The sequence below is a fragment of the Staphylococcus durrellii genome, assembly GCF_015594545.1.
GTDB lineage: Bacteria > Bacillota > Bacilli > Staphylococcales > Staphylococcaceae > Staphylococcus > Staphylococcus durrellii.
The window spans coordinates 1,958,068-1,971,905 of the sequence record NZ_JADIIO010000001.1; the positions used below are offsets into that span (position 1 = coordinate 1,958,068).

The window sequence follows — 13,838 nt, forward strand, 5'->3', positions numbered from 1 at the left end:
AAAACTTATCCGTTATTATAACGCTTTAACAGAATGAAAAGCAATAACATCAGCAATTAAACATAAAAAATGAGTTGAACAATCATATTGCGATCGCTCAACTCATCTCTAGTTATTTAATTAAATGATGCTTTTTCAAATAATTTTTGGCTACGGTATATGGATCTTTATTTTTAACAGTTACTTGATAATTCATTTCTTGCATATCTTCATCAGAAATTTTACCTGCTAATTTATTCAATGGTGCCTTTATTTCAGGATGCTCTTTCAAGTATGACTGTTTAAACATTGGCGCGCCCTGATAAGGTGGGAAAACGTGTTTATTATCTTTTAATGCAACCATATGATACTGTTTTAATTCAGCATCTGTAGAGTATGCATCAATCAGATTAATGTCCCCTTTTTCGACGGCTTGATATCTCAATTTAGGTTCCATCGTTCTAACCTTACCTAGATCTAAGCCATAAGCTTTTTTAACCGCTGGATAACCATCTCCACGGTCATTAAATTCTAAAGTAAAACCAGGTTTAATTTTATCTTTAACTTTGTTTAAATCATCAATTGTTTTAATATTATTTTTCTTCGCGAAGTCTTCCTTCACAGCCAATGTATAAGTATTATTATATTTCATTGGTTTTAACATCGTCATATTATATTTATGTTCTAAGCTTGTTTTAGCTTGATTATATACTTTTGGTTCTTCTTTAGATGTTAATTTCTCTTTTGTTAATTCACCTAATACGGTACCAGTAAACTCTAAATAACCATCTATATCATCTGATTTTAAAGCGTTGAATAGGAATGACGTTTTGCCCATTCCATCTTTCACATCGACAGTGTCATTCGTATTTTCTTCTATAAGAATCTTATACATATTTGTGATAACTGATGGTTCAGAACCTAATTTACCCGCTATAGTTACTTTATCACCTTTATTGGCTAACATAGGGCCAATAATGACAAGTAGTAAGATTACCGCTATAGAAACTAAAGAAATAATTAGTTTTTTGTATGATAATCTTTGCATAAAACGCAATACTAAATCAAATAGTATAGCAAGTAATGCTGCCGGAATGGCACCAATTAATATGAGTGATGAATTGTTACGGTCAATACCTAGTAAAATAAGGTCACCAAGACCACCGGCACCTATTAATGCTGCCAATGTCGCCGTACCAATGATAAGTACCATTGCCGTTCTAATACCAGCCATAATAACAGGCATAGCTATAGGTAGTTCAACTTTAGCTAGTCTGCGACCTGGTTTCATCCCTATACCTTTTGCTGCTTCTACTAAAGAAGGCTCCACCTCATCAATACCAGTATATGTATTACGTAATATTGGTAATAATGCATATACGACAAGCGCAATGACTGCTGGTATTTTACCTATACCAAATAATGGAATCATCAATCCTAATAATGCTAAGGATGGTATAGTCTGTAACACAGCAGCGATATTCATGACAATTTCTGATAATTTTTTTGTTTTTGTTAATAATATCCCAAGTGGCACACCTATTAAAGCAGCAATCAGTAAGGCAATAAATGACAGTTGTATATGTTCAAATATTGTCGTTACAAGTTGCCCTTTACGGTCAGAGAGCGTTTGAATGAACTCATGCATTAGTTGCTCCCTCCTTTAGCTTCTGCTAAATAATTAAACATATCTTCTCGTTTTAAAATATGTTGTTTGTTATCTTGTTCATCAGTGACAATGACTGCAGAATGTTGCGCAAGATATGAATACGCATCTTTAATGGTAGCTTCACTATCAAGTTTTGGATATTCATAATTCAGATCATCCACTTGTCCATCATCATGGTTAATAACATCACGTAATTTAATATTGCGTGTATCGCGTTCTAAATGGCTACCCATAAATTGTTTTACAAAGTCACTTTGTTGATTGGTCATAAATCCTTCTGGCGTATCTATTTGTTCAACTTTCCCTTCATTCATTAAACAAATTCTATCCCCTAATTTCATTGCTTCTTCAATGTCATGTGTAACGAATACAATAGTTTTTTTAATTTTTTGCTGTAATTCTATTAAGTCGTCTTGTAACTTCTCCCTACTAATTGGATCCAGTGCACTAAATGGTTCATCCATTAAAATCACCGGCGGGTCAGCCGCTAAAGCACGAATAACCCCTATTCTTTGGCGTTGTCCCCCTGACAATTCATCTGGTTTACGATTTTTAAACTGTTCGGGTTCCATATTAACCATATTCAATAATTCATCTACACGGCTATCGATGTCTTTTTGTTTCCACTTTTTCATTTGGGGCACTTGTGCTATATTTTCTTTTATTGTCATATGCGGAAACAACGCAATTTGTTGCAGTACATACCCTATATCCCAACGCATTTCGTAGACCGGATAATCACTAATTGGCTTGTCGTTAAAATATATATAACCACCCGTTAGGGCAATCAAGCGATTAATCATTTTTAAGGTCGTCGTCTTCCCACATCCTGATGGACCAATTAAAACAAAAAATTCCCCTTGCTCTATGTTAAAACTTATATCTTCTACAGCTAACTTATCCCCATAACGTTTTGACACGTTGTTAAATTTAATCATATCGTCACCTTCAATTTTTATTTCCTAAAGTACAATTCCATACAATATATATTTATATCGTTCTACATATACCCGTATAAAAAAGTGTTAAATATAAAAATTTACTTTTCTATATTTCTTTTTATAAAAAACGTTTGCATAGCTAAACAATTCTTGTCTAACTACGCAAACGTTTCATTAATTGTTATTTAGTTTTCAAAAGTAAGTTAATTTCATATTATATTTGTGCTTTGTATGACTGAATTGTTTCTAAAAACTTAGGACAGTAGTGTTTTAACTTATAGCTACCCACACCATCTATAGAAATCATATCTTGCTTGGATTCTGGTTTTCGTTTAGCAAATTCTTCTAACGTATAATCAGAAAATACACTTACTGGCGCAATATCCAATTGTTCACTTAATTTTTGACGTACCTCTTTCAATTCATCAAATAATGCTTTATCTACACCTTCAACTGTATTAATACTTACTTTTTCTTTAGATTTACGCTTAAATGGTGTAGTAAACACAACATTTTGGGCATTTAATAGTGATTTTACATTACTGTCGCAAGTCAATATCTCATCATTTTCATTTAAATACCCTTTGAAACGTAATTCATCTATTAGATGGCTTAAATCTGATGTCGTATAATCTTTCATGATGCCATGCGTCGATAGTTTATCATATTCACAATATCGAATATAATCAGTTATTTCTCCACGTAATACTTGGATTATGACACTATAACTTTCTTGTTGTTTCATACGTGCAATACAGCTAATAATCATCTTCGCTTCATGTGTCATATCATATGTTTTATTCTCACGTACACAATTACTACATTGTTGACACTCTTCTAGCTTTTCATTAGGTTCAAAATAGTGAACTAGTGTTGCTTCTAAACACTTTTTAGTCTTAGTGTATTGAATCATTTTAGTTAACTTTTCGCCCATCTTATCTTTATAATCATCGTCACCTTTTGATGACGAAATAAAGTATTGATGTAATCCAATATCACGTTCGCTAAATAGTAAAATACAATCGCTCTTCAAGCCATCACGCCCTGCACGTCCAGCTTCTTGGTAATATGACTCCATATCTCCGGGCATATTATAATGAATAACAAAACGTACATTTGATTTATCTATCCCCATTCCAAACGCATTTGTCGCCACTACCACTCTTACGCGATCATAAACAAAATCATTTTGAGCAAGTTCTCTATCTTTATTTGTTAAACCAGCATGATATATAGTGCTACTAACATTATTATCTTCAAGTGCTTCATGTAACTCTTCTACTTGTTTACGCGTCGAACAATAAATAATACCCGCTTCTTGTTTATGATGACTTACATAATCAATCACAAACTTTTGTCGTTGATATGTTGGGTTTACTTTAAATACTAAATTTCGTCGCTTAGTACTTGTTTTTACTTCATCAGACTTATTAATATTCAAGCGTGACATAATATCTTTTTGAACTTCTGTCGTTGCCGTTGCGGTTAATGCCACGATTGCAAAATCTTGTGGCAAAGCGAAGACTTTATGAATAACATCTTGATAACTTGGTCTAAAGTCATGCCCCCACTTAGAAATACAATGTGCTTCATCAAAAGCAACTAGACGAATCGAGAGCTGTTGTAACAAACTGATAAAGTAATCATTATCAAAACGTTCTGGTGCTACATATAAAAATTGTATTTCTCCATTTAACAATTGTCGTTCAATTGCTTGTTGTTGTTTTTGAGTCAAACTACTATTTAAAAAGGCGGCGCTAATGCCTGACGCTTTTAATTGGTCTACTTGGTCTTTCATTAATGAAATTAACGGACTGATAACAATCGTCGTCCCGCCCAGCATTAAACCTGGTACTTGATAACAAATTGATTTTCCCCCACCTGTAGGTAATACACCTAACACATTACGATGAGATATAATTTTACTTATGATTTCTTTTTGGCCAGGACGGAAGGTGTCGTAACCAAAATAATGTGATAAAGTTGCTTCCATGTTATAAAATCCCTCATTGTTCTTTTAATTCTTCAAGCTCTGCCCATCTAGTAATATCTTCATCATATAGCTGCTGAAGTTGTTGTTGTTCCTCGTTTAATTCTTTGATTCTACCATAATCAGAACTGGCATCTATCATTTCTTGTTCAATATTATTTAACCGTTCTTCAGTTTGATCTATTCTATCGATAATCGTGTCGAATTCTTTTTGTTCTTTATAAGATAAACCTTTTTTACGTTTCGTCGGTTGTGATGACTTTTGTTTATGTTGCACTTTATTGCTAGCACTCGATTTATCTTGTGCTTTTTTATGTGCTTCATAATCTTCAAAACTACCAATTATACGTTCTATCTCACCGTCATGAATATACCAATATTCTTGTGCAACTTTATTTAAAAAGTAACGATCATGACTAACAGTGATTACTGTACCCCCAAAAGAGCTAATGTAATCCTCTAAAATTGTTAATGTTTCAGTATCTAAATCATTTGTCGGTTCATCTAATAATAATACATTAGGTTGATGTACAAGTAATTTTAATAAATATAAACGTTTCTGCTCGCCACCAGAAAGTTTAAATAATTTTTTACCATGTGTAGCACTTGGAAATAAGAAGCGCTCTAATAGCTGTGTAACTGACACCGTTGTCCCATCTTGTTCACGTGCCATTTCACTTTCTTCTCTTAAATAATCAATCATTCTTATATCTCTATCTAATCTTTCATCTGTCTGTTTAAAGTAAGCTACTTTGACTGTTTGTCCTATCTTCAATGTACCCTCATATTGTTGGTCTTCATTATTTAAAATGTTCAGCAATGTTGTTTTACCTACGCCATTGGCACCTACAATACCAATTCGTTGCCCATTTTGAATAATCTCTGTCACATCAGCAAATAAAGTATGTTTATTAATTTGTTTAGTTAAATGTTCAAGTTCAAACACCTGTTTACCTAACCTAGAATAAGCTAAGTTCAGAGACCCTTTATCTTGTTGATGTTGCTCTTTTACGTCTTGTTCTAAATCATTAAAACGATTAATGCGCGCTTGTTGTTTCGTCGATCTTGCCTTCGCGCCGGCACGCATCCAAGCTAATTCTTGCTTATATAAAGCCTTTTGCTTTTGTTGTTGCTTTTGTTCTATCAGTTCATTCTCAGCCCTCATCGCAATATAACTTTCATAATTACCTGGATACGACGTGAGACGACCACGGTCTAATTCAATAATTCGTGTTGAGACTTCATTTAAAAAGTATCTATCATGGGTTACAAACAATACAGTATGTGGATATTGTTTTACATAATTGATTAGCCAATTAATTGATTCAAAGTCTAAATGGTTCGTCGGTTCATCTAGTAATAATAAATCAGGTTGTTCTATTAATGTTTTAGCTAAACCTACGCGCTTTTGTTGGCCACCAGATAACTCATTTACTTTTTTTGTCGTATCTACAATACCCAATTTTGATAAAATCGTTTTAATTTCAGCATTGTAGTCCCAAGCGTCATTTGCATCCATAGCTTCTTGCGCTTGCATCATACGTTGAAAATCTGTATCGCTTTGCGTTTCGCTATATTGTTTAACTGCTAGTTCATAGCGTTGTATTACTTTTAATGTTGTAGTGTCGGAGTTTAATACGGCTTCAAAAACAGACACATCTTCATCAAATGACTGTTTCTGAGATGAATAACGAATGCGATAATCGTTAGGATGATTGATATCCGCTTCAAAATCTTCGTCTATCCCAGCCATTACCTTTAATAAAGTACTTTTTCCTGTACCATTAATACCAACTAATCCAATCTTTTCGCCACTAGAGATTGATAAGTGTAAGTCATCAAAAATTATTTTGTCGGCATAAGATTTATGTAAATGTTCAATTTTATATGCTTCCAACATGCAACATCCTTTTAACATCGAATATTCTGATTATCTCTATTTAATTAATTTTCAGTTCTATATATTATACACCTTTTAATAGCTAAATGATACTCTCGCGGTGATATATATTAGATTTTCCAGTTAAGTAACTATCTTTATGTTGATAATTATTCGTCATTAAATGAAAACCCTATCATTTTTCAGTTATAAAAAAACCAAGACAACTAATGTCGTCTTGGTTAAAAACTTTATTATTTTTTCTCTTGTCCTTTAGGACCTGCTTTATATTCATATTTTGCTGGGTTTACTTTTTTGAAATCTGGGTTCTTGTAGAATCTGAATAAATCACCGTTTAAGACATTGTCACTCATTTCTAAGTCTTTATCTGTTTGTTGTTTGCGTTTTTCAAAGTCTTTCGGTTTAGTAGTCATTGGTTTGTTATCTTTGTTTGAGTAGATTCTACCATTTACATATTTGTAATCTTTAGTCACAAAGTCACCATTTCTGAATGGTACTGTATCATTGTGATCTTTAGATAATAAGTCTGTACCCATCATCAAGTAGTTTTTAGAATCAATACCTAATAAGTGTAATACTGTAGGCATAACGTCTTGTTGACCGGCATAAGTTTTATCGATTGTTCCTTTTTTACCAGGTATTTTCAACCAGAATCCAGTACGGTTTAAGTCTGTAAATTTGGCTGAATCGATTTTTTCGCCTAATAGTTTTTCCATAGCTTTGTTATGATTTTCTGAAATACCATAGTGGTCACCATAAATCATAATAACAGAATCTTTATATAGACCTTTTTTCTTAAGTTCGCCAACAAATTCTTCTAACGATTGGTCCAAATAATTTGCCGTTTGAACGTATCCATCAACAGTTGAATCACCTGTGTTTGGCTTTTCAATTGAAGCATCTTGTGGTGATAATGTGAATGGATAGTGGTTCGTTAAAGTAATCATATGATTATAGAACGGTTGTTTTTCTTTTGATAGATAGTTTACCGATTCTTTAAAGAATTCTTTGTCTTTAAGACCTAAGTTTTGAATATTCTTTTGTGACATATCATAGTATGTTGCGTCATAGAACTTATCAATACCAAAGTGTCTATAAATTTGGTCACGGTTCCAGAACGTTTTATAGTCACCGTGCATTACGCTAGATGTATAACCTTGTTGTTGGTCTAAAATAGCTGGTAATGATTGGAACGTATTATTACCTTTAAGAGAATAGGCTGATCCTTGTGGTAAGCCGTATAAACTATTATCCATCATAAACTCTGAGTCAGATGTCTTACCTTGTCCAGTTTGATGGAAGAAGTTTGGATAATATCTGAAATCTTGTTTCCCAGAAGATAATTTATTTAAGAATGGTGTTACCTCTTGTCCATTCACTCTCTTATTAATTAAGAACGTTTGGAAACTTTCTAAGTGAATTTTAATAATGTTTTTCTTCTTAGCTGCACCATAGTACTCTTTGTTTGGTGTCGTACGCTTCTGTTTAGTATAGTTCAAGACTTTAGTTAAATCATCTTCGTTTGCCAATGCTTTTTGTTGGCTGTTTTGAATTGTTTTAACTCCGTCATAAACTGTAAAGTTATAAGGCCCTAAATATTTTACTAAGTATTTATGGTCAAATGTACGTGATAATAATTGAGGACGATCAGATTCAGCAAATGCTAAATTTAAGAAAAATAATGCTACCGACGCTGCCATTACTACCGGAACAAACTTTTTACTAAATACACGTTTATCTATCCATTTTTGTTTAAATATTAATACGAACAGGTAAATAATCGTATCAATAAAGTATACAAAGTCATACCATTTGAATGATGCAGTAACTGCGCCACCCATAGAATCAACGTTTCCTACTTGATTTAACGTACTAAATGTTAAAAAATCAGAGAAGAATCTGAAATATACAACATTTGCGTAAAGTAAGAAACTAAGTAAAAATCCACCAATAAAGATAAACCAAAAAGCTTTTTTACCTTTAAAGAATAAGAACAAACTTAGTATAAGTGCTATTAAACTATATGGATTCATTAAAAGAATTAAATTTTGGACTAATCCTTTAACACCTAAAGAAAAATCAACATAATAAGAAAAATACGTTTTTAAAGTAACAGTTAACACCGTTAGAATAAAAAACGCAAATAGCGTTAATTTCTTTTTGTGTAAACTCATGATCGTTTCCCCCGATATTATCAATTTAAAGGACGGAGTTTATACTTCCTATCCTTATAATACAAATAAATATTGCTTCAATGAATAATTAGACTAAATGATAACTTATTGAAAAAGTTATGTATTACTGTTGGCTTGAGTTACATTCGATGCGTTTAATAGTACGCTCAATACTACCTAATAAAGGTAGTTATCGAGTTCAATTTAAACTCATAATTTGATTTAAAATAATAAATTTTTAACTTTCATTAATGGTTTTCTTAGATTAATGTCAATTGTTGTAAAAATACATTAACATTTATTGCATTTTGTAACCATATTGTAAAAAACGCACATAATTCAATTTATAAATATATAGTAATAGTAAACAAATATCAAGTGTTAGGGTGACTTAAACATAAAATTTATATTACCTTTTACCGTTTATGACGTATTCAAATTTAAATTCATTGGTGAATTATACTTAAGTTTTGTTTTTAAATAATCAGGCCATAGTCTTAGACAAACACATATTAACGCTAATAATCATTATATCAATACTCTACTGTTACAAAAAATTTATGGACTGCCTTTTAGAATTTAGGTGTAACGCTAGTTTCTTATCTGTTATCTAACCGTAGCAATTATTATTAACAATTAACATAACTGTTGTGTGAATTTATCTAAAATATTGATAGCAATTCCAAAAAGCACAATACTTTATAATATAAAAACAGATGAAGTTCTTCAATAAAGCCTTCATCTACTTTTACATAACAAGCATTTATAATAATTGAATTTTATCGTTGCATTTCAATTTGCATTCTATATTCTATGCCATGAAACAATTGATTCAACCAGTTGTTAAACTTAATTAAATTCTCTTCTGCTGTTGCAACATCAATAAATTGGAATTTTAGCTTTTCTCCTTGATGTTTTTGTCCTAATTTTGTTAGGTGATATGTAGCTATCGTACCTAATTGCGGATAACTCCCTAAAGTATAATGATCATTTAACAATATAATAGGCGTACCGTCTCTTTTAACTTGAATTGTGCCACGTTTAACTGACTGATGAAGTGGCATATCTTCATAGTATGCCTTGACAGATTGGCCTTCTACGATCATGCCTACTCTGTTGGCTTTACTCGTGACCTTATATTCACTTAAAGTAAAACGACCTAATGTTTCCTGATCGAAATCTTCAGTACCTTTATTTTTAATCACATGAAAGACATCAGACATATAGTTAAATGACAATGCATAGCCGTCTATGCCCCAATTCGTTTGTCTAGTTTGTTCTAAATTCTCAAACAACTTTTGATGTCGCTTAGAGTAATTACGTTTCATATTTATCTCGTCACCTTTTTTTAGGCTTCGACCATGAAATCCGCCAATTTTAGCTTTGAAGTCTGTTGAAGTTGAACCCAACCATTCGTCTAATTCAAATCCACCACCAACTGCTAAATAAACTCTTGAAGTTCGTTGTGTTTCAACAAACCGTAATACATCACCTTTTAACATTAAATATAGTTTGTTTGGCAATACTGTTAAATCATCTGTTGACGCTTTAAACGTCCCTCCACTTAGTGCAATGAGGGTAGGTTCTGTAAAACGTATACGTGCCATTTTATTAGTCATTTCAAGCGTCGCTTCATGTTTGTCATTTGCCACAAGGCGATTGGCAATCTCGTGAGACAATGTATCTAATGCACCACCGGGAATTATGCCACGATCTTCATAACCTTGCCTGCCAAAGTCTTGGAAACTTGAGAATAATCCTTCGTCCTCTATTATGATTGACATGGTTTGAAGCCCCCTAAATCTATCTCATTTTTCTTACAAGGTGTAAATCTCACGTTATCTCCCAATGTAAGCTTAGTAAAATCATCTTTTTGAGGATTAAACAATTGCATCGGCGTATAGCCGATAACGAGCCAATCTCCATATGTATCCGTCGTATTTATGCCAGTTTTTTTGCCTTCAATAATAACAGCACCCGCTGGAATAAAGGATTTCTTTTTGCCAGTATGATTTACAAATAAACGTTCATCCATGCCCGTTAAATATGGAAATCCTGGCGAATATCCCATCGTTGATACGAAATATGTGCAATTTGTATGTCGTTCAATAAAAGTTTCTAAATCAATATCATAATATTTCAATAATTGCTGTAAATCCGGGCCATATTTAGCACCATATATTACTGGAATATAAGTAATTCCTTCAGGTGTATCATCGTGAACAATTTCTAATCTAATAGAATAAACTAAATCTTTCATATATTGAAAAGGTGATTGAATATGGTGATGTTTAATCATACTTCGAGCGTCGTAACAGATCATCATGTCCGACTCAGTTGGCACGATTTCCTTTATAAAAGAATAATTACGTTCTAAAAGATATGCCTTTAACGCAAGTAAATCTTCTGTTAAATCTTTTGATACCTTTTTCTCTATAGAAACTACTATAGCTTGATCCCCTTGACTATAAATTTTCATACTTGCACCTCATCATAATTTCTTAATGATAAAAAACGTTTAATCCTTTGACTAAAAGTTGAATCATTTCACCAATCAAAAAGTATATTAGTACAAATTGAATTAAACAAAGAGCCATAAGCACGCCAAAGTTTAATATTGCAGTATTATTATTTCGATTGTGATTAATAATCCACTTAGCAATTAACGTTACTCCAATAATTAATAACAGCCATAAAATTATCATTATTTTCTCCGTTCAGGTTGTTAGTTAGCTTTAGTTATTATATTTATAATTAATCTGTATATTGATACACTTTTTCTTTTTACTTTATACATTCTATAGATAAATTTCTACATCGGCAACCTCACGTAAACTATTTAATAGAAAAACTTTAATTTCATTATTTTTTAGTTTTCGTACAAATGTAGCCACGTCATAATTTTTAATTTCAAGTGAACCTTCTTCTAGCAAAGCTCTTCTCATTGTGCCACGTAAAAAATCTTGTTCATATTCAGGTGTATAACATTGATTATCTTCCTCTACCATTATATTACCAATATCAAATTCTAATACTTTCCCTTTGTCATCATATAATAAGATTAAGTCTGTAGAGTGATCGTGTTGTAGATGATTGCGCTGTGTCGTTTTATGAATGAGGTATTTATCATTGACTGCATTATCTAATTTCACCAATCGTGCAGTAAAATATTGTTTATCTGGTAGTTCTGCAACTTCAAATGTTAAATTACCTTCCTTATCGAACATCAGCTTAAGTCTTTTAAGTTGATTAGGGTAATTTTCTAAAATATGTGTAATGGCATCATTCCATTGCCGTTCATCAAAATCAATACCTAATGCATGACAAGAATGATTAATCCTTTCTTTATGTAACTGTAATCTTTTAATTTCGTTGTTTTCGAGTCTCATCGTTTCAAATAACTTCATTATAAACGCTCCAATATTTTTGCTTTGTCTTTAAATTCTTGTATCTCTTTATCGACTTCAGAGTCAATTGTAATACCTGCTCCTACGCCATATACAGCTTTACCGTCTATATATTGAATCGTACGTATCGGCACATTAAATATGGATTTGCCATTAGGCATTAACAATCCAATAGTGCCACAATATATATGTCGCGGCACTTTTTCTAATGATTTAATAAATTTCATTGTATTTATTTTTGGCGCACCTGTGATTGAACCACATGGAAATAATGATGACAAAATTTCATTCAACGTCGTTCCCTTAGCTAGCTCTCCTGTAACCATAGATGTCATCTGAAATACAGTAGCATACTTTTCTATGTTAAATAGCTTATATACTTTCACACTATTCGTTTTCGTAATACGCGCAATATCATTTCTTAGTAGGTCTACAATCATTACATTCTCAGCCTTATCTTTTTCTGAATGCTCTAAAGTAGCGTATTGCAATTTATCTTCTTCTTCAGTAGCACCACGAGATATTGTGCCTTTCATTGGTTTGCTTAAAATGATATTGCTATTATTTTTAAAAGGTCCTTGCTGGAAAAATAGTTCCGGTGAAGCTGAAGCAATTTTTAATTCATCAGTATCTATTAATGCTGCATAATGGCCATTATTAGATAGTTGCAATTGTTGATACAATTCAAAAATAGGACGACGAATATTTTCTATTAACCTTGTTGTATAATTTACTTGGTAGGTATTGCCGTTAATTATTTCCTGTTGAATACTTTCAATATTCGCCCTCATTATTTCATTAGATTCGGTAAATTGAAAGTTATGATATTTACTATTCATAGACGCCCCATATGTATTTGATGGCGTTACCGAATCAAACACATAAGCAGCTGCATATATATAAGGTTCATTTATATTAACGACAGCCATATCATTATTGTAATATTTAGCCGCTTCATATGGTAAATATAACACCACATACTTACCTTGTCTTTGCTTTTTTTCCGCATATGCTACGACTTGGCCCACTTCATCTATACGCCACGCAAGATTTTGAGCGATAAAATCTGTGCATATAATATTGTAGGTTTCATAATCATCTTCATTATTCATATAACGATAATTAAATTGGATATGCACAGTGTTCACCTGCTTTCATTAAAAATAATTGTAATTGTTTATGACCATATTGACTCAAAATTGACTCTGGGTGATATTGCACACCATAAATTGGCAGTTCCCTATGTTCAACTGCCATAATGATCTCTTCGTCATTATAAGCTGTAATATTTAACTTAGATGGTAGCGTATACCGTTGAGCAATTAAAGAATGATAACGCATTACTTTAAAGTTTTGGTTTAAACCTTCGAAAATACCACTATTAGTATGCGTTAATGTTGTTACATGACCATGTACTGGTTTACCACTTTTAAAGATAATGCCTCCATAATAATCAACAATTAATTGAAAACCTAAACATACACCTAAGATAGGTGTGGTCTCTTCAAAATGCTCTATTAGGCGACCTAATATTGGATAGTCACTTGGTTGACCAGGGCCGGGTGAGATAATAATTGCTTCTGGTTTTAATAATTGTAATTCAGTTATGACAACTTCCTCCACGTCAATGACTTTAACTGGAAGTTTAGAAATATTTTCAACATAATCCACGAGATTATATGTGAATGAATCTTTATTGTCGATGACGATAATCATATTACTACCTCTTTCATGCCTCACTATTATGAGTTGATTAGTGTTATTATGCCAAATATCAA

At 32.2% G+C, this 13,838-nt stretch carries 11 protein-coding genes; all 11 read right to left on the reverse strand.

What is annotated here, in order from left to right; translation table 11 throughout:
- Positions 1 to 112 precede the first annotated feature (112 nt).
- On the reverse strand, positions 113 to 1,627 hold the full coding sequence (locus ISP02_RS09420; protein WP_195721311.1) for an ABC transporter permease/substrate-binding protein: 1,515 nt from the start codon (positions 1,625 to 1,627) through the stop codon (positions 113 to 115).
- Positions 1,627 to 2,586 (reverse strand): ABC transporter ATP-binding protein, encoded by a 960-nt coding sequence (locus tag ISP02_RS09425; protein ID WP_195721312.1) that lies wholly within the window; start codon positions 2,584 to 2,586, stop codon positions 1,627 to 1,629. The genes ISP02_RS09420 and ISP02_RS09425 overlap by 1 nt, the downstream gene beginning before the upstream one ends.
- Positions 2,587 to 2,803: 217 nt before the next feature.
- Positions 2,804 to 4,582, reverse strand: a complete 1,779-nt coding sequence (gene recQ, locus ISP02_RS09430) for a DNA helicase RecQ (protein ID WP_195721313.1) — start codon at positions 4,580 to 4,582, stop codon at positions 2,804 to 2,806.
- A 13-nt stretch (positions 4,583 to 4,595) separates the two neighbouring features.
- Positions 4,596 to 6,479, reverse strand: a complete 1,884-nt coding sequence (locus ISP02_RS09435) for an ABC-F family ATP-binding cassette domain-containing protein (RefSeq protein WP_195721314.1) — start codon at positions 6,477 to 6,479, stop codon at positions 4,596 to 4,598.
- A 233-nt stretch (positions 6,480 to 6,712) separates the two neighbouring features.
- Positions 6,713 to 8,653: a polyglycerol-phosphate lipoteichoic acid synthase LtaS gene (gene ltaS / locus ISP02_RS09440; protein WP_195721315.1), complete on the reverse strand. Its 1,941-nt coding sequence runs from the start codon at positions 8,651 to 8,653 to the stop codon at positions 6,713 to 6,715.
- A gap of 779 nt (positions 8,654 to 9,432) precedes the next feature.
- On the reverse strand, positions 9,433 to 10,437 hold the full coding sequence (locus ISP02_RS09445) for a 5-oxoprolinase subunit C family protein (protein WP_195721316.1): 1,005 nt from the start codon (positions 10,435 to 10,437) through the stop codon (positions 9,433 to 9,435).
- The gene (locus tag ISP02_RS09450; protein WP_195721317.1) at positions 10,425 to 11,132 is read right to left on the reverse strand and encodes a 5-oxoprolinase subunit B family protein; all 708 of its coding nucleotides are present in this window, start codon (positions 11,130 to 11,132) and stop codon (positions 10,425 to 10,427) included. Before ISP02_RS09450 ends, ISP02_RS09445 begins: the two co-directional genes overlap by 13 nt.
- 22 nt (positions 11,133 to 11,154) lie before the next feature.
- Complete coding sequence (locus ISP02_RS09455; RefSeq protein WP_195721318.1) at positions 11,155 to 11,358, reverse strand: hypothetical protein; 204 nt, start codon at positions 11,356 to 11,358, stop codon at positions 11,155 to 11,157.
- 93 nt (positions 11,359 to 11,451) lie between these two features.
- On the reverse strand, positions 11,452 to 12,060 hold the full coding sequence (locus tag ISP02_RS09460; protein ID WP_195721319.1) for an aminotransferase class IV: 609 nt from the start codon (positions 12,058 to 12,060) through the stop codon (positions 11,452 to 11,454).
- A complete protein-coding gene (locus tag ISP02_RS09465; RefSeq protein ID WP_195721320.1) occupies positions 12,060 to 13,199 on the reverse strand; it encodes a chorismate-binding protein in 1,140 nt (379 codons plus the stop codon). Before ISP02_RS09465 ends, ISP02_RS09460 begins: the two co-directional genes overlap by 1 nt.
- The gene (locus tag ISP02_RS09470; protein ID WP_195721321.1) at positions 13,183 to 13,776 is read right to left on the reverse strand and encodes an anthranilate synthase component II; all 594 of its coding nucleotides are present in this window, start codon (positions 13,774 to 13,776) and stop codon (positions 13,183 to 13,185) included. Before ISP02_RS09470 ends, ISP02_RS09465 begins: the two co-directional genes overlap by 17 nt.
- Between the last annotated feature and the right edge of the window lie 62 nt (positions 13,777 to 13,838).